We start from the raw sequence: 17,333 nt of genomic DNA on the forward strand, positions 1-17,333 counted from the left end.
TCCTCCCCTGCCTTATTCCTTTTTCAGATCCTTCTCCACCATCCGGTCGATCAGCTCGTTGGTCTGCTGGTCGATCATGTGCAGGTCATAATCGATATCCATCGCCTGCTTGCAATCGGCGGTGTAAGGCGTCCATTCCGGAAGCCCTTCCCCGTTGGGGTCGCCGTTTTTGATAAAGTTGGCCCAGTAATCGGCCAGCTGATTGGACAGATCCCAGTCGCGGCCGGCGTAGGGCCTCTTGCTCTTGGTCAGGGTTTGGAATACGTACTGGTGCTCGGCGCTGTGGTGAGCCGTCTTCGCCGAGGGCGGCACCAGGGTCAGGTAATATTGGAAAGAAGGCTTGTGGCCATTGGCAACCTGGCTCTCGCAGAAAGCGATGTCGCCGGCATAGGTGGAACCGGTCATGCCGACGCAGGTCGCATACATCTCTGCCGCATACTCCGGGTCCTCATCATAGCGGATCGCCTTCAGGAAGGCTTCGCCGTCACCGATCTGCGCCTCGCCGTCCGCCAGCGCTTTTTCTCTGGACGGAAGCTCCATCGTGCCGCCGTTGACAAAAACGTCATTGACAAATTCCTGGGAGGTACAGCCGATCATAGTGGGGATATCCTTGAACTCGCCGTCCTGGATCATCCTCCCCCAATGCCTGGGGAAAATATAGCCGTCCGCGTTAGGGCCAAAAAGCCGCATGGCCGCCATGGGAGCATCGCCTGCGTATCTGCGGACGCCTTCCATCAGCTCCTCCTGGGTGGCTTTCCGAGCTTCCTCAATGGAAGCGTAACCCATCCCCTGAATCAGGGCGGCGCCGGACTGTTCCGCACCGGCGAGCGTGGTCTCTCCGCGAACCAGGTTCAGGCCGCCGCCGGACTGCATGATCGCGCCGGTTACGATGCCGTCGGTCAAAGGAGTCACCAGCATGGTGGTCACTTTGTCCCCGCCGCCGGACTGGCCGAACACCGTGATCTTTTCAGGATCGCCGCCAAAGGCCGCAATGTTGCGCTTCACCCACTTCAATGCTTCGATAATATCCAGCACACCATAATTTCCGGAGGTATGATGCTCGTCCTCTGCCGTTAGCTCCGGGTGCGCCAGGTAGCCAAAAATTCCCAGGCGGTGATTCAGAGTCACGGTGACAATGCCTCTCTTGGCAAATCCCTCGCCGTCGTAGCAGTTCAGGTGGCCGTAGCCCTGGGCATAGCCTCCGCCGTGCAGGTAAACGCCGACCGGGAGCTTTTCATCGGCGCTGTTTGCCGGGGTCCATACGTTTAAGTACAGGCAATCTTCATCCCTGGGCCAGTCCACGCAATAAAATTCATTGCCGATCAAATCTCCGCCGCCCTCGGAAGCCCGGCGCTCCTGGTAGCTGATATTGCCGAAATTATATGCCTGATATACCCCTTCCCAGGGTTCCACCGGCTGAGGAGCCTTCCAGCGCAGTTCTCCCACCGGCGCTTTTGCATAAGGAATCCCGCGGAACAAGCCGACCGCCTGGTTCCACCCTGTCAGACCTTCCACCACACCAGAATCAATTTTCACTTTCAAAAGTGCCATAATGAAAAATTCCTTTCTTTCTCTTTTATTTTGTTCTATCTTCATTTTATAGAAGGAGAAACATTTTCACAAATATCATTTACCGTCATTATATAAGAAACAGTTATATCACCAAGGAAATTTGTCTTTTACATCCACCAACGGCAACTCTATAATTATGTAGTATACCAGATTTGCAGAAAGAAAAGGAGATTGCATTATGGCATTATTACAGGCAAAAGTCGACGGCGGCATATTGGAAGGACTGCCCGCCGCCAATCAAATGTTTTCCGTATTCCGCGGCGTTCCCTTTGCCGCGCCGCCAGTCGGCGAGCTGCGCTGGAAGGATCCGCAGCCGGTGGAGCCCTGGGAAGGCGTCCGCCCCTGCTATAAGTTCGGCCCTCTCGCCATGCAGGAGCCCTTTGTCTCCGAAGGCGGCGGCATTGTGGCCACCGAGTTTTACGTGGGTAATTATAAAAGAAGCGAGGACTGCCTTTACCTGAACATCTGGACACCGGCCAAAGACCCCGGCGAAAAGCTTCCGGTGGCCGTCTACATCCACGGCGGTGGCCATCAGACCGGCTACAGCTATTTAAACTGTTATGACGGAGAAGGGTTCTGCAAGCGCGGCGTCATCATGGTTTCCATCGCTTATCGTTTGAATGTATTCGGCTACCTGGTCCATCCCGAATTGGAGGCAGAAAGCGTCTCTACCCCCGGCAACTATGGGGTCAAAGATCAGCTGGCCGCTTTAAAATGGATTCGGAATAACATAGCAGCTTTCGGCGGAGACCCGGAAAATGTCACTCTCTTCGGCCAGAGCGGCGGCGCTTCCAGCGTAGACAATATGTGCGCGCTTCCGGCCTCAAAAGGTCTGATCCATAAGGCGATCATGCAGTCCGGCGGCGGCATCCGCCCCGTATATTCCTACTGGTCCGAATCTCTGGACCATGCCAAGGAAGCAGGCACTGAGTTTTTAAAGGTTCTGGGCGTGAGCAATATTGCAGAGGCCAGAAAATGTTCCTCCGACGAGGTCCTGGATGCCTACAGCCGCTTCAAAATGATCCAGCTGAACGACAAGGAAACCCCGATGAGGGGAAGCGGCGGCTATATGCGTTTCTCCCCGGTGGACGACGGCGAGCTCTTCCCTGAGCCGGTTACCGATCTGTACCGCCAGGGCAAATACCCGGAACTAGATTACATGCTGACTTCCACAAACGGAGAGCCGCGGGAAACCACCTACCAGAACCTGGCTTTTGCCGAGGTGAACGCCCGCTTTGGACGCAAGCCCTGCTATCTCGCCTATTTTACCTATGTTCCGCCCGGCGCGGACTGCGCCCATCACTCGGTGGAGCACCACTATGTGTTCCAGACATTAAACCGTTCCTACCGCCCTTACTCCGGCCGCGACTTTGAACTGTCCAATGAGCTGGCGGATTACTGGGCCAACTTCATGAAGTCCGGAAATCCGAACTATCCCGGCAGAGAAACCTGGAAACCCTATGAAGCAGGCCAGTACAATGTACTGGAAATCGCCGGAGATGAGCGGCGCATGATTTCCCTGGCGAACCAGACGGAAATCATTGAAAAAGCAAAAGAATTAGAAGGTTGAGCCAATCATGGAAAAAGAGAACAGCGTATCATCCAAAGAGAAAACCCTGATCAAGGATCTGACCGTGGGAAGCGTTCCCAGGCAGCTCCTCATCTTTGCCCTACCGCTGGTATTGTCCGGCATCTTGCAGGCCGCTTACAATATGGTGGACATGATTGTGGTCGGCCGTTATCTGGAGAGCGCGGGGTTGTCGGCCGTCTCCATCGGCGGCGATGTGCTGATGGTGCTGACTTTTGTGGCCATGGGTTTTTCCAACGCCGCGCAGATTATTATTTCGCAGTACGTGGGAGCAAACCGCCCAGATAAAGTCAGCAAGATGATTGGTACGCTCTTCTCCTTCCTCGGCGGCTGCGCGCTGGTTATGACCGTCGTATGCCTGCTTCTGCGCAATTCGATTCTTCAATGGGTGAAAACTCCCGTGGAATCCTGGGATTACACCATGGACTATGTAGTGACCTGCATGGCCGGCCTGGTTTTTATCTACGGGTATAATCTGGTCAGCGCCATCCTGCGGGGCATGGGGGATTCCAGGCACCCGTTCCTGTTCATCGCCATCGCGTCAGTGCTGAATGCGGTTTTGGATCTGCTCTTTATCGCTGTGTTCGACCTCGGCGTCTTCGGCGCGGCTCTCGCCACCGTAATCGGACAAGCGGTCAGCTTTGTGTGCGCGCTGGTGATTCTCTATCGGAAGCGGAAAGAATTTATGTTTGATTTTAAACTAAAAAGCTTCCGGATTTCACTGGATATGCTGAAACCGTTGATTTCACTGGGTGTCCCGATGTCCATCCAGTCGGCCGCCGTCAGCATTTCCCGCGTCTATGTAAATTCTTGGGTCAACTCCTACGGCGTCATCGCTTCCGCCGTATCCGGCATGGGCCACAAGCTGGAAATGGTGAATAACACCATTGTCCACGGTTTCACCACGGCGGGCGCTTCTATGGTGGCCCAGTGTATCGGCGCGAAAAAGTACGGGCGTGTGACCAAGGTAATCCTGACATCTTTTGTGATCAACGGGATCTTCGGCGCTATCTTTATCCTCTGCACCGTCTGCTGGCCCAGGGCTGTCTTCGGAATCTTTACCAGCGATACGCTGGCCCTTGACATGGCGGTTACCTATGTTCCGGTTGCGGTCGTCTCCTTTATCGGAGGCATCATCCGCCCTTCCATGTTCTCCCTGATCAACGGCTCCGGCAACTCCAAGCTGAACCTGGCGGTTGCCCTCTTGGACGGCATTATCGCCCGCATCGGGCTAGCCATGCTGCTTGGGCTGGTGTTCGATATGGGAGTGTATGGATTCTGGTACGGAAATGCGTTTGCCGGGTGGGTGCCGTTTTTTATCGGGACGGTTTACTACTTCAGCGGGAGATGGAGAAAAAGTGGCCGGCTGGTCAATTAAAAGTGGCTATGATGTTATACTTTTTCCTTATATGACTACTTTGTTTTGTATTTTCATTTCTTTTTCATTTGGTTTATATTATTTTTAGATTTACTGCAAGAAAGGAGAGCAATATGGCATTACTTCAAGTGAAAACAGATGCCGGCACTGTGGAGGGACTTACCGGATGGAATCAGGCTGTCAGCGTATTCCGCGGCATCCCTTATGCCGCGCCGCCTGTAGGTGAGCTACGCTGGAAAGCGCCGCAGCCGGTAGAACCCTGGGAGGGCGTCCGGCAGTGCTACAAATACGGGAACATTTGTTACCAGGAACGGCGGGCTTCCGAGGGCGGCGGCGATCTGATCGGAAATGAATTCTACTGTGTAGAATGGCCCCGCAGCGAAGACTGCCTGTACCTCAATGTATGGACTCCCGCAAACAGCGCCGGGGAAAAGCTTCCGGTCGGCGTATATTTCCACGGCGGAGGATATTCGCAGGGCTACGGACATCTGAATTGTTACGACGGCGAAGGCTTTGCCAAGAGAGGATGCGTCATCGTCACGCTGAACCACCGGCTGGGAATCTTCGGCTATCTGGCTCACCCGGAGCTGACTGCGGAAAGCGGCTATCACGCCTCCGGCAACTACGGCGTCCTGGACCTGATCGCCGCGCTGAAGTGGGTTAAAAACAACATTGCGGCATTCGGCGGCGACCCGGATCAAGTAACCGTATTCGGACAGTCCGGCGGCGGCATGAAGGTGACCACCATGATTGCCTCACCCCTGGCCGAGGGGCTGATTCACGGAGCGATTATGCAGTCCAGCGGCGGCCTGGAGCGCACCCGCGGCGGCATGACCACCACGCTGGAGCAGGCGGCAGCCTCCGGCGCGGCCATCCTGCAGGAAATGGGATACGCGACCATTGCGGATGCCAGAAATGCCTCTGAGGAAGCCTTACAGGAAGGCGTCAAAGAATACAAAAAACATCACGCGGTTGATCCCATGATGATGTTCTGCCCGGTTACGGACGGCTATGTGTTCCCTGAAAGCTGGAACGATCTTTTTGCCGGCGGCAAATATCCCGATATCCCTACGATGATCGGCTGCACCGCAGATGAGATGGAACGCAAGCTGACTGAGCTGCCTCCGCTGGAAGAAGTGAAACAAGCCGCTGATTTTCTCTTTGGTCCAGGTTACCAGGAAGCATTCTTAAAAGCCATCCACTACGAAACGGACAAGGCGTACGCGCTTCGTATGTTCAACAAATTCGTCATGATGACCGGCGGAACCCAGGCAGCCGATGTGGCCTGGTGTGAAAACCAGTTGGCCCAGGGCAAGACTCCGGCGTACCGCTATTATCTGACGTTGGTGCCTCCCACCGCTGAGAATGCCCACCACAGCGCGGAACATCAGTACGTGTTCCAGACGCTGACCAAGAGCAAGAGGCCTTACACCGGCCGCGACTGGGATCTCTCCAATCAGCTGGCCGGCTACTGGGCCAATTTCATCAAAACCGGCAATCCCAACGGCGAAGGCCTCCCGGAATGGACGCCTCATACTGCGGAAAGTCCTCAGGCGATGGATATCGATTATGATCTTCACATGTTTGAAAGCCCTACCAACGATCTGATTGATATGATGATTGCATATGACCTGAAAAAGATTTAATACTAACATCATGGAGGAAAAGGTATGTCACCTACAACAATAACCATTCTGATTACTGTATTGATGGCTGTACTATTCTTAAGCGGGAAATTTCCCTTTGGCCTGGTCACCATGCTCTGCTGCGTATTGCTGGTTCTCACCGGCGTACTGACGATTCCAGAAGCATTCAGCGGTCTCAGCAACCAGACCATCGTGATGGTTGCTTCCATGTTTGCCTTGAGTACGGCCCTGCAAAAGACCAACCTGGCGCTCCGGCTAAAAGGAATGCTAAGCGCCATGAGCGGGAAAAAGGATTTTGCTCTGATAGTCGTCCTGTTTGCCATCTACTTTGTCATGCTGCTGATCATGCCTGGTATCGTGGCCATGGCTCTGATCATCGGTTTCCTGGATGCTCTTCCCGACACCGGCGAAGTCACCCCGTCCCGTATCATCATGCCTTTGTTGATGTTCAATGTGGTTTGGGAAGGCACTATACCCATCGGTATGGGCGCTACGATCGACTTCTCCACCAACGCTTATATGGAGAGTATCGTATCCGCAGAGCAGCTGCTGGTATTTGGCAACACTCTCTCGGTTAAGATTGTACCCGCTATTTTGATGATTCCTGTCTGCCTGTTCATCTGGAAGCTGTTCCCTAAGAAAGAACTGACCCTCTCCAATGTACAGGAAAAAGAAATGAAAGCCAGTACTCTACCCCAGTGGAAGCAGAATTTCGTTTATGCCTGCTTTATCCTGGTCATCGTGGTTCTGGTTCTGAACAAAATTTCTTTCTTCGGCAAGATTATGTGGATCTTCCCTGCCGCCTGCGTGGTTGCCATGGGCGTTGTCGGCGTCATGAACGCCAAAGAACTGACTCTGGCCGTTGCCTCCGATACGGTCTGGATGCTGGCCGGTATCCTGGGCGTGACCGCTGCTCTGACCAGCTCCGGCGCCGCCGACGTAATCGGCAACTTCCTGCTGACTCTGATCAGCTGGACCGACAACAGCTTCATGATCATGCTGATTGTCTGCACCTTTACCGCAGTCATGACCACCTTCCTCTCCAACTCCGGAGTAAAGTCCGTATTGACTCCTCTGGTGGCCGCCATGGCAGTTGCCGGCGGAATGGATCCTCGCGGACTGATTGTCTGCATCACCGTGGCTTCCGGTTTCTCGTTCTGTTTCCCGACCGGATCCACCACCTGTGCTCTGGCATATGCAGCCGGTGAATACAACCCCTTCAAGATCATGAAGATTACGATTCCCCTGCTGATTGCCCTGTGCCTGATCACTTCCTTAGTGGCAAATATCATCTTCCCTGTTTGGGGCTAAACCAATATCTTTGAAGCGGCTGCAAAAGTAGAGAAAAATCTACCGGAGCGGCCGCCTCTTTTTGATCCAACCAAGGCGTTTTCACCGGTTCAAAAAAGCAGGCTCAAAGCCGATTCCAAAGAACCGGCTTTGAGCCTGCTTTACTCAGTACATTCTTACCATTACACCACAATCTGTCCCCGCAGCTCAATCCTGGGGCCGCCGGTATTTTCCAGATACTCCCTGGTAATCGTCACACGGCCGATATTGGAATCTTTTGGAATCTCATACATGATATCCAGCATGTATTCCTCTAATATCGCCCGCAGCGCCCGTGCGCCCGTTCCCTTCTCCATGGCCCGGTCCGCAATCACTTCCAGCGCGCCGTCGTCGAAAATCAGCTGCACTTCGTCCATAGCCAGCAGCTTCTCATACTGCTTTAAAATCGCGTTCTTCGGCTCCCTGAGAATCTTCACCAAAAATTCCTTCGTCAAGGTCTCCAGGGTCACCACGATCGGAAGCCGCCCTAAAAATTCCGGGATCATGCCGAATTTCCGCAGATCCTCCATCTGAACCTTGGACAAAATATTCTTATCCTGATCGTACTGATCCTTAAGCAACGCCCGGAAACCAATGGCGGACTGCTGGTTCAGCCGTTCCTTGATGATATCTTCCAGATCGGGAAACGCGCCGCCGCAGATAAACAGGATGTTCCTGGTGTCCATGGTGGTCATCGGAACCATCGCATTCTTGCTGCCGGAGCCCACCGGAACTTCCATCTTGGTGCCTTCCAACATCTTTAAAAGCTCCTGCTGCACCGATTCTCCGCTGACGTCCCTGGTATTGGTATTTTTTTTCTTTGCAATCTTATCGATCTCATCGATGAATACGATCCCGTGCTCCGCCCGGTCCACATCGTTTTCCGCAGCGGCCAGAAGCTTCGAGAGCACGCTCTCGATGTCGTCGCCGATATATCCCGCCTCAGTCAGAGAAGTCGCGTCGGCAATGGCTAACGGCACTTTCAGCAGTTTCGCCAGGGTCCGGACCAGATAAGTTTTTCCGCTTCCGGTCGGTCCGATCATCAAAACATTGGATTTTTCAATCTCCACTCCGTCCCCCATATCAGAGGCAATCCGTTTATAGTGGTTGTAAACCGCCACGGCCAGCGTCTTTTTCGCCTTCTCCTGTCCGACGACGTATTCGTCCAGCATGGCTTTCAGGCGGTGGGGCGCCGGGATATCCTTCACGGTAAACGAAGGTTTTTCGCCTTCTTCCTTGGGCTTTTTCTTTTTCACCTTCTGTTTTTGAGGGATCTCTACCCCGCCCAGGTTGTTCAGATCAATCATCTTCAGGTCAAAGGGCATATTTTGAAGGTTTAACCCGTTCATACCGCCCTGCTGGTTAAACATGTCGAAGGCTTTCTGCATGCAGTCGTTGCAGATCATCAGGCCCCCAGGCATATGAATCAGCTTCCCTGCCTTGCTCTCCGGACGGCGGCAGACACTGCACACTTCCTCATACTCATCCGGCCGGTCCTCCTTGGGAGCGGAAACCGGATTTTCTTTCTTCTCGTCGCTATGTAAGGTCTCCCCGCCTTGATCCTCGGTGAGATCCAGATCTTCTTTTTTTTCTTCGCTCATTTACTCTCCTCCGATTCCGCCTTTCGGGCTGAAATCCAGCACGCATATCTTATCCCTCCGGGGGACGCGTGCATTCAACTGCTCCGCAAAAGCGGAACGCGCCCGATCAGGATTGGTCATACCTTACTCTTATATCACAGATTCCCGGCAGGTACAAATAAATTTTTTCTTAACCGATGACTTTTCCGGTAAAAGTCAGATGGGCGGCTGAAAAAATCTCCTGATTCACCAAAACCCAGAGTTTTTCAGCCGCCGCCCGCTCTTTTACAGATATTTTTTTACGTACTGTCCCGTATAGGAAGATTCCACCTGAGCCAGCTCCTCCGGCGTCCCGCAGGCCACGACGGTGCCGCCGCCGTCCCCGCCTTCGGGTCCCATGTCGATCAGGTAATCCGCTGTTTTAATCACATCCAGATTGTGCTCAATCACGACCACGGTGTTTCCTCCATCGGACAAGCGCCGCAGAATTTCCACCAGCTTGTGGACATCCGCGAAATGAAGGCCGGTGGTCGGCTCATCCAGAATATACAGCGTCTTCCCGGTGCCTCTCTTACAGAGCTCCGTGGCCAGCTTCACCCGCTGAGCTTCCCCGCCGGAGAGTTCCGTGGAGGGCTGACCCAGCTTGACATAGGAAAGACCGACATAGTGGAGCATCTCAATCTTTCTGCGGATGCTAGGCACGTGCTCGAAGAAGGTCAGCGCTTCTTCCACCGTCATGTTCAGCACATCATAGATACTTTTTCCTTTATATTTTACTTCCAGAGTCTCCCGGTTATACCGCTTTCCTCCGCAAACTTCGCAGGGCACATAGACATCCGGCAGGAAGTGCATCTCAATTTTCAGAATGCCGTCTCCGCTGCACGCCTCGCATCGCCCGCCTTTTACATTAAAACTGAACCGGCCTTTCTGGTAACCCCTGGCCTTTGCGTCTGGCGTGCTGGCGAACAGGTCGCGGATCAGATCAAACACTCCGGTATAGGTGGCCGGGTTGGACCGGGGCGTTCTGCCGATCGGCGACTGATCGATATCAATGACCTTGTCGATATTCTCGATTCCGTCGATTCCGGCGTGCTTTCCCGGCACGGTTCTGGCCCGGTTCACTTTTTTCGCCAGCGTCTTATAGAGAATTTCATTGATCAGAGAACTTTTTCCCGATCCAGACACGCCGGTGACGCAGGTCATAATCCCCAGAGGAATATCCACGTCGATATTTTTCAGGTTGTTTTCCGCCGCGCCGCGGATCTTTAGGAACCCCGTAGGTTTCCTTCTCTCCTCCGGCACCGGAATTTTTTTCCGCCCGGATAGATAGTCCCCGGTGACAGAGCCCGGCGTATTCATGATCTCCTCCGCCGTTCCCTGGGCCACCACCCGGCCGCCGTGCTCCCCGGCTCCCGGTCCGATATCCACAATGTGATCCGCAGCCCGCATCGTATCCTCGTCGTGCTCCACCACAATCACGCTGTTCCCCAGATCCCGCAGGTGCACCAGGGTTTTCAGCAGCTTGTCGTTGTCCCGCTGATGCAGGCCGATGCTGGGCTCATCCAGGATATAGGCAACGCCCACCAATCCGGAACCGATCTGGGTCGCCAGGCGGATTCTCTGGGCCTCGCCGCCGGAAAGAGTCCCTGCCATCCGGGACAAGGTCAGGTAATCCAGCCCCACGTCGATCAAAAAGCCGAGGCGGGCGTGTACCTCTTTTAAAATTGGTCCGCTGATCGCCTGCTCCATGTCTGAAAGCTGCAGTTCATTCAGGCACTCCCGGATCTTCGTCAGCGGCATGGATGTCAGCTCATAAATATTTTTATCTCCGACCGTCACGGCCAGGGAGGACTGCTTCAAACGATGGCCATGGCAGGTGTTGCAGGGTGTAATCCGCATAAAGGTCTCATACTCTGCTTTCAGGGCGTCCTGGCCGGTCTCTCTGTAGCGCCGCTCCAGATTTTTGATCAGCCCCTCAAAGGCAACCTGGTACGTGGTCTCTCCCTTTTCTCCTTTATACCGAACCGGAATCCGTTCTCCGCCGGTTCCCTGCTCGATCAGCTTTTTCACCTCCGGCGGATAGTCCCGGTAGGGGGTGGAAAGGCTGAACCCGTAACGCTTTGCCATGCTGGACAGCAGCGCGTGGGAGTAACTTCCCTCGCTGCCCGCCGATCCCCAGCCGTGGACGGAGATCGCCCCGTCCATAATACTGAGGCTCTGATCCGGGATTACCAGATCCATGTCAAATTCCATCTTGTACCCCAGGCCATAGCAATCCGGGCACGCGCCAAACGGATTGTTAAAGGAAAAGCTTCTCGGCTCCACCGCGTCAATACTGATCCCGCAGTCCGGGCAGGCAAAATTCTGGCTGAAATGCAGCACCTCCCCGCCGAACACATCCACCATCAAAATGCCGTCGGTCAGATGCAGCGCATTCTCCATGGAATCGGTCAGCCGGTTTTCAATGCCGGGGCGCACGATCAGACGGTCAATCACGATTTCAATATTGTGTTTGATATTCTTTTCCAACTGGATGCTCTCGGAAAGCTCATACAGGTTTCCGTCGATCCGAACCCGGACATATCCGCTTTTCCTGGCGGCCTCCAGGACCTTCACATGCTCGCCCTTCCGCCCGCGGACAACCGGCGCCAGCACCTGAATCCTGCTGCCCTCCGGCAGAGTCATCACCTGATCCACCATCTGGTCCACGGTCTGCTTTTTGATCTCCCGCCCGCATTTCGGACAGTGGGGCACGCCGATCCTGGCGTAGAGAAGCCTGAGATAATCGTAGATCTCTGTCACGGTTCCCACGGTGGAACGCGGGTTCCGGTTTGTGGATTTCTGATCAATCGAGATCGCCGGAGAGAGCCCTTCGATGCTCTCCACGTCCGGCTTTTCCATCTGCCCCAAAAACTGCCTGGCATAGGAGGACAGGGATTCCATATAGCGCCTCTGGCCTTCCGCGTAAATCGTGTCAAAAGCCAGGGAAGACTTCCCCGACCCGGAAAGCCCGGTCAGCACCACCAGTTCATTCCGCGGAATGTCCACGGATAAATTTTTCAGATTATGTTCATTCGCACCGCGAATTTTAATAAATTGCCTCTCTCTCATGAGATAGTGACCTCCGTATTTCAAGGACAAATTTCCCTTATCTACCAGTATTCTCTTTTTGCCGGAAACCATGCGCCTCAACGCTTCTCCCGGCGGGAGCTCCGCCGGCGCCTCTGATCCAGCCGCCCAAAAAGAGAACAAATGTTTCCATTGACCCGCGGTTATAATATCACATGCCGTCGAAAAAGTAAAGCAGAAAAAGCATCTGTTTTACCGCATAATTCAAAGAACCGGGAAGCCTGCCGCCAAGCTTTGCCGCATGCCCCCAGTCCCTTTATCAGCGAACATTCTTTCTATTATTTTAAATACTGTTTCAGTTCCAGCATCTGATCCCGGAGATTGGCAGCCTCCTCGAAGTTGAGCTCCACCGCAGCCTGGTGCATCTTCTTGCTGATCTGAGCAATCATCGCTTTCAGTTCCTTTTCGTCCATGGATTCCGGATCTTTATCCAGCTTCTTCGACTTGGTATTCTCCACCTCTTTGGTGATCCGGATCAGATCCCGCACTGCTTTCTGGATCGTCTGCGGCGTGATGCCGTGCTCTTCATTGTATGCCTCCTGGATCGCCCGGCGGCGGTTCGTCTCCTCAATGGCTACGCGCATGGAATCGGTAATCGTATCCGCGTACATGATTACATGCCCTTCCGAGTTCCGGGCCGCCCGTCCGACCGTCTGAATCAACGAAGTTTCCGAACGGAGAAAGCCTTCCTTGTCCGCGTCCAAAATCGCCACCAGCGTGATCTCCGGGATATCCAACCCTTCCCGAAGGAGGTTGATGCCGACCAGCACGTCGAATACGTTCAGACGCATATCCCGGATAATCTCGCTCCGCTCCAAGGTATCGATATCCGAGTGGAGGTACCGCACGCGGATTCCCACCTCCCGCATATAATCGGTCAGATCCTCGGCCATCCGCTTGGTCAAGGTGGTAATCAGCACCTTGTGGCCTCCCTCCACCTCCTTGTTGACCTCGGAGACCAAGTCGTCCACCTGTCCCGCCACCGGACGAACCTCGATCCGCGGATCCAAGAGGCCGGTGGGCCGGATAATCTGTTCCGTCCGCAGCTGTTCATGCTCTTTCTCGTACACATTCGGCGTGGCCGATACAAACATCACCTGATTCAGCTTGCTTTCAAATTCCTGAAAATTGAGCGGGCGGTTGTCCAGAGCCGACGGCAGACGGAAACCGAAATCCACCAGCGTTCTCTTTCTGGACTGGTCGCCGGAATACATGCCGCGCACCTGGGGCACCGTGATGTGGGACTCGTCCACGATCAGCAGAAAATCTTCCGGAAAATAGTCCAGCAGCGTATGGGGCGTGGCGCCGGCCGGCAGCCCCGCCAGGTGGCGCGAATAGTTTTCAATGCCGGAGCAAAAACCGGTCTCCCGCATCATCTCCACGTCAAAGTTGGTGCGCTCTGAAATCCTCTGGGCTTCCAAAAGCTTATCCTCGCCGCGGAACTTGTCGATCTGTACTTTCAGCTCCTCTTCGATAGCTTCCGTCGCCTTCGCCATCTGCTCCTTGGACACCACATAGTGGGAGGCAGGGAAAATGGAGATATGGCCCAGCCTGGCCTTAATCTCTCCGGTCAGCGTATCAATCTCTGTGATCCGGTCCACCTCATCTCCAAAGAATTCAATCCGGATCGCGGATTCGCCGGTACGGGCCGTAACGATCTCGATCACATCCCCGCGCACCCGGAAGGTGCCGCGGTGCAGATCCATATCGTTGCGGGCATACTGGATATCAATCAGCTTTCGCAGGACTTCGTCCCGGTCCTTCTGCATGCCGGGCCGCAGAGAGATCACCATATTCTGGTAGTCGATCGGGCTGCCCAATCCGTAAATGCAGGACACGGAGGAAACGATGATCACGTCCTTCCGCTCCGACAGGGCCGCCGTAGCCGAGTGGCGCAGCCGGTCAATCTCATCGTTGACCGCAGAGTCTTTTGCTATATAGGTATCCGTCGAAGGGACGTAGGCCTCCGGCTGGTAGTAGTCGTAATAGGAGACGAAATACTCCACCGCATTCTCCGGGAAGAACTCTTTGAATTCGCCGTAGAGCTGAGCGGCCAGGGTCTTGTTATGGGCCAGCACCAGGGTCGGCTTTTGCAGCTGCTGGATGACATTGGCCATGGTAAACGTCTTGCCGGAGCCGGTGACGCCCAGCAAAGTTTCAAATCGGTTGCCTTCCCGGAAACCTTGGACAAGGGCATCGATCGCCTGGGGCTGATCGCCGGTGGGCTGGTATTCGGAATGCAGTTTGAAACCAGCATCGCTTTTCATGCCAGTTTCATGAGCAAGCAGCGGAGCGGCTTGCGAATGTCCTTGATTTTCCATATCGTCTTTTTCCCTCCTTGGTGACCTGGTAAAAGTCACTAACCCCGGTTATGTGAAACACCATAACACTAGATCATGCCTGGCGAAAATAGTCTTCCTAAAGTTCACGAAACGATACAAAGACTGCTTCGCAGTCCTTTGCATCACTCGGAACATACTGTTCCTCGCCTACTTGTCAGGTGAAAGCAAATACTCCCTACGGTCGCGCTTGCTTTCCTGCTGACAAGTCAAATTATAACATGGACTGCTCGAAATGTATAGCTGCAATGCGGAACATTTGTTCTTTTTTTTGTGGCAATATTTTCCCATTTCTATTCACTTTATATAAGGTAATCTTCCGCCGAAATCATCACATCAATGTTTTCGGTGACAAACGCCATCTCCTCCTCCGGATCTGGTATAACCTCATTTATAAACGGCTGAAGCTCATCCACACAGTCGGCAATGATACCCCGGTTATCGCCGTATACATCCATCGCAATCAGCTCTTTGGCATGTCCCATCAGTTTCGATACTGCCTTGGGATTAAAGTCATTCTTTAATAGTATGGTACAAAAGGTGCTTCGCAAATCATGCCAGCGAATATCCGGAAGATGATTCTCCTGCAAAAGCTGTTTGTAGTACTTCCAATGAAAATCTTGGTGTTAGTATATAAATATGGACACGAAAAGTTGAACGACCTATAATAACAAGCGAAAGAGCAAAGGAGATGTTCAACATGGCTAAAAACCAAAAATCTTACACTCCGGAATTCAAGCAGCAGATTGTGGATCTGTATAATACCGGAGAAACCTCGTATCCAAAACTGGAACGTGAATATGGCATAAATCGGAGCACTCTCAGCAGTTGGGTAAAACAACTGACTCCGGTCAAAGTATCCGAAACCGAGACCGTTACCCTAAAGGAGTTCAAGGAGGAGGGGTGGACGTATCTGGCAAGCGTCATGGACTTGTGCAGCCGGAAAATCATCGGCTATGCCTATAAGAGACAAAAGGTATTATCCTTCACAGTGATTTGGGGAGCCAGTATACCAGTCAGGCATTCGAGAGATATTTAAGTGAAAAAGAAATGCTCCATTCCTTTAGCAGGAAGGGGAATCCCTACGATAATGCCTGCATAGAATCATTTCATTCTGTATTAAGAAAGAAGAAATCTATCTGCATACTTATCAGGATATCAAGGAGTCCCAGAGGGCAATCTTTGAATATATTGAGTCCTGGTATAACCGTAAAAGGATTCATAGCGCCATTGATTACATGACCCCTCAGCAAAAGGAAGATGAGGAACTAAGGAGGGCAGCATAATCTTTCAACTTTTTTTGTCCAATGTATTGACATAAGTCCATACGAAAGTAAATTGCAAAAAATTAACGCCCACATCTCTGTGAGCGTTACGGTTGCCATATTGAATTTTAGATGCAAAATGTGGCATAGAGCGGAACAATTTTTTTATTATCCTCAAAGCCAAAGTTTTTAGCTGAGAGCTTAATCGCATAGGCTGGCTTATAAGTTTCCATATACACTTTCAAACTCTTGGCTCTGGTGTTGTCGGCGCTCTTTACCTCAATAGGGATAAGCTGTCCTTCACGCTGAATGACAAAATCAATTTCTGCTCCACGATTGGACTCCCAATAATAGGTGTTGTATCCGTTTATAGTGAGTTGCACATTGACATAGTTTTCAGTCATACCACCCTTGAAATCATTAAGTTCTTCAACCATATAGAGAATATCGTTTGCTGCTAAGTCCTTTTTGGCACAGAGCAAACCCAAGTCTGAAACATAGATTTTGAACGTATCAATATCACGGTAGTTTTCAAGTGGTTTCTTGATTTGCTCTGCCTTGTAAACCTGTGACACAATGCCAGACAAACAAAGCCATTCGATAGCATTTTCAAACTCGGAAGCTCTGCCGCCTTTTTTAATCAGCTTATATTGAAAACGAGTGTTTTTCTTGGAAAGCTGAACGGTAATGTTGTCATAAGCAAGTCTTGTTTTCTTGATTTCATTGAGGTTGTTATACTTGCTCATATCATTCAGATAGCTTGCAAGAATGGTATCCTGCGTATGACGGACGAGGATATAATCCTTGGTTTGGGCAAACTGCATCACACACTCTGGCATACCGCCGATGATAAGATACTGGCGGTAAAGCTGCATTGCCGCATCATGTAAGGCAGAGGGCATAGGAGAGTTGTCGGCAAAGCAATCCTTGATCTGCTTTACCATAGCATCTTCGCCCAAAGCCAGCATAAATTCCTCCATATCCATAGGATAAAGTGTTTTCATATCCACCTTGCCTACAGGAAATGAGAACTTGGCTCTGTTGACCGCCACACCGAGTAAACTGCCTGCCACGATGATATGGTAATCTGGTGCGTCCTCACAAAAGTATTTCAGACTTGTCAATGCTCTTTCGCAAAGCTGCACTTCGTCAAACACAATCAGCGTTTTTTCCTTGACTATTGTTTGCCCTGCAATATGCGAAAGAATGGGGATCAGATAATCCGGGCTGATGTTCTCATCAAAGGTTTCGTTCAGCTTTGGATTTGTTTCAAAATTGAAGTACGCTACATTCTCATAATGAGTACGCCCAAATTCCAGTATGGAATAGGTTTTGCCTACCTGCCTTGCTCCCTGCAAAATAAGTGGTTTACGGTGGTTGCTTTCTTTCCACGCTTCTAAGAAGCTCATAATTTTTCTATACATAATCAGCCCTCCTTAAAGGTACTGACCATAGCATATCACATATTCATGTATACTTCAACGGCATCAGCTTTGATTTTTGCACT

At 52.3% G+C, this 17,333-nt stretch carries 12 protein-coding genes and 1 pseudogene; 6 read left to right on the plus strand and 7 right to left on the minus strand.

Annotated elements, in window-relative coordinates; genetic code table 11:
* Positions 1-12 precede the first annotated feature (12 nt).
* Positions 13-1,551 carry a carboxylesterase/lipase family protein gene (locus tag MUB23_RS17235; protein WP_244801992.1) on the minus strand — a complete coding sequence of 513 codons (1,539 nt, stop codon included), beginning with the start codon at positions 1,549-1,551 and terminating at the stop codon, positions 13-15.
* A gap of 199 nt (positions 1,552-1,750) precedes the next feature.
* Between MUB23_RS17235 and MUB23_RS17240 the strand changes: the two genes are divergently transcribed.
* From MUB23_RS17240 to MUB23_RS17255, 4 genes are all read left to right on the plus strand, one after another.
* Positions 1,751-3,142 (plus strand): carboxylesterase/lipase family protein, encoded by a 1,392-nt coding sequence (locus tag MUB23_RS17240; protein ID WP_244801993.1) that lies wholly within the window; start codon positions 1,751-1,753, stop codon positions 3,140-3,142.
* A gap of 7 nt (positions 3,143-3,149) precedes the next feature.
* Positions 3,150-4,538 carry an MATE family efflux transporter gene (locus MUB23_RS17245; RefSeq protein WP_244801994.1) on the plus strand — a complete coding sequence of 463 codons (1,389 nt, stop codon included), beginning with the start codon at positions 3,150-3,152 and terminating at the stop codon, positions 4,536-4,538.
* 113 nt (positions 4,539-4,651) lie between these two features.
* On the plus strand, positions 4,652-6,184 hold the full coding sequence (locus MUB23_RS17250; RefSeq protein ID WP_244801995.1) for a carboxylesterase/lipase family protein: 1,533 nt from the start codon (positions 4,652-4,654) through the stop codon (positions 6,182-6,184).
* Positions 6,185-6,208: 24 nt separating this feature from the next.
* On the plus strand, positions 6,209-7,495 hold the full coding sequence (locus tag MUB23_RS17255) for an SLC13 family permease (RefSeq protein WP_244801996.1): 1,287 nt from the start codon (positions 6,209-6,211) through the stop codon (positions 7,493-7,495).
* Between the two features lie 161 nt (positions 7,496-7,656).
* Here MUB23_RS17255 and clpX read toward each other — a convergent pair whose 3' ends face one another.
* The 5 genes and pseudogenes from clpX to MUB23_RS20165 form a co-directional block, all read right to left on the minus strand.
* On the minus strand, positions 7,657-9,114 hold the full coding sequence (gene clpX / locus MUB23_RS17260) for an ATP-dependent Clp protease ATP-binding subunit ClpX (protein WP_244801997.1): 1,458 nt from the start codon (positions 9,112-9,114) through the stop codon (positions 7,657-7,659).
* Between the two features lie 264 nt (positions 9,115-9,378).
* Positions 9,379-12,204, minus strand: a complete 2,826-nt coding sequence (uvrA, locus tag MUB23_RS17265) for an excinuclease ABC subunit UvrA (RefSeq protein ID WP_244801998.1) — start codon at positions 12,202-12,204, stop codon at positions 9,379-9,381.
* Between the two features lie 296 nt (positions 12,205-12,500).
* Entirely contained in the window at positions 12,501-14,489 is a 1,989-nt protein-coding gene (gene uvrB, locus MUB23_RS17270; RefSeq protein WP_244802095.1) for an excinuclease ABC subunit UvrB, read from the minus strand.
* Between the two features lie 374 nt (positions 14,490-14,863).
* Positions 14,864-15,046 carry a hypothetical protein gene (locus MUB23_RS20160; RefSeq protein ID WP_244802096.1) on the minus strand — a complete coding sequence of 61 codons (183 nt, stop codon included), beginning with the start codon at positions 15,044-15,046 and terminating at the stop codon, positions 14,864-14,866.
* A 33-nt stretch (positions 15,047-15,079) separates the two neighbouring features.
* A pseudogene (locus MUB23_RS20165) lies at positions 15,080-15,151 on the minus strand (hypothetical protein); the annotation flags it as partial.
* A gap of 110 nt (positions 15,152-15,261) precedes the next feature.
* On the opposite strand from MUB23_RS20165, the gene MUB23_RS17285 reads away from it, so the two are divergent.
* Together MUB23_RS17285 and MUB23_RS20075 are read left to right on the plus strand one after the other, a co-directional pair.
* Entirely contained in the window at positions 15,262-15,600 is a 339-nt protein-coding gene (locus tag MUB23_RS17285) for a transposase (RefSeq protein ID WP_244801999.1), read from the plus strand.
* Between the two features lie 139 nt (positions 15,601-15,739).
* Positions 15,740-15,847 (plus strand): IS3 family transposase, encoded by a 108-nt coding sequence (locus MUB23_RS20075; protein ID WP_244802097.1) that lies wholly within the window; start codon positions 15,740-15,742, stop codon positions 15,845-15,847.
* 107 nt (positions 15,848-15,954) lie between these two features.
* On the opposite strand, the gene MUB23_RS17295 is transcribed toward MUB23_RS20075, so the two are convergent.
* A complete protein-coding gene (locus MUB23_RS17295) occupies positions 15,955-17,250 on the minus strand; it encodes an ATP-binding protein (RefSeq protein WP_244802000.1) in 1,296 nt (431 codons plus the stop codon).
* Positions 17,251-17,333: the final 83 nt, after the last annotated feature.

Origin of the sequence: Cuneatibacter sp. NSJ-177, from assembly GCF_022867805.1 — a bacterium.
Lineage (GTDB): Bacteria > Bacillota > Clostridia > Lachnospirales > Lachnospiraceae > Pseudolachnospira.

What these genes read in the sequence shown, in the direction of transcription:
- MUB23_RS17235 (WP_244801992.1), bottom strand. Translation starts at nt 1,551, where the DNA reads ATGGCACTTTTGAAAGTGAAAATTGATTCTGGTGTGGTGGAAGGTCTG.
- MUB23_RS17240 (WP_244801993.1), top strand. Translation starts at nt 1,751, where the DNA reads ATGGCATTATTACAGGCAAAAGTCGACGGCGGCATATTGGAAGGACTG.
- MUB23_RS17245 (WP_244801994.1), top strand. Translation starts at nt 3,150, where the DNA reads ATGGAAAAAGAGAACAGCGTATCATCCAAAGAGAAAACCCTGATCAAG.
- MUB23_RS17250 (WP_244801995.1), top strand. Translation starts at nt 4,652, where the DNA reads ATGGCATTACTTCAAGTGAAAACAGATGCCGGCACTGTGGAGGGACTT.
- MUB23_RS17255 (WP_244801996.1), top strand. Translation starts at nt 6,209, where the DNA reads ATGTCACCTACAACAATAACCATTCTGATTACTGTATTGATGGCTGTA.
- clpX (WP_244801997.1), bottom strand. Translation starts at nt 9,114, where the DNA reads ATGAGCGAAGAAAAAAAAGAAGATCTGGATCTCACCGAGGATCAAGGC.
- uvrA (WP_244801998.1), bottom strand. Translation starts at nt 12,204, where the DNA reads ATGAGAGAGAGGCAATTTATTAAAATTCGCGGTGCGAATGAACATAAT.
- uvrB (WP_244802095.1), bottom strand. Translation starts at nt 14,489, where the DNA reads ATGAAAAGCGATGCTGGTTTCAAACTGCATTCCGAATACCAGCCCACC.
- MUB23_RS20160 (WP_244802096.1), bottom strand. Translation starts at nt 15,046, where the DNA reads ATGGGACATGCCAAAGAGCTGATTGCGATGGATGTATACGGCGATAAC.
- MUB23_RS17285 (WP_244801999.1), top strand. Translation starts at nt 15,262, where the DNA reads ATGGCTAAAAACCAAAAATCTTACACTCCGGAATTCAAGCAGCAGATT.
- MUB23_RS17295 (WP_244802000.1), bottom strand. Translation starts at nt 17,250, where the DNA reads ATGTATAGAAAAATTATGAGCTTCTTAGAAGCGTGGAAAGAAAGCAAC.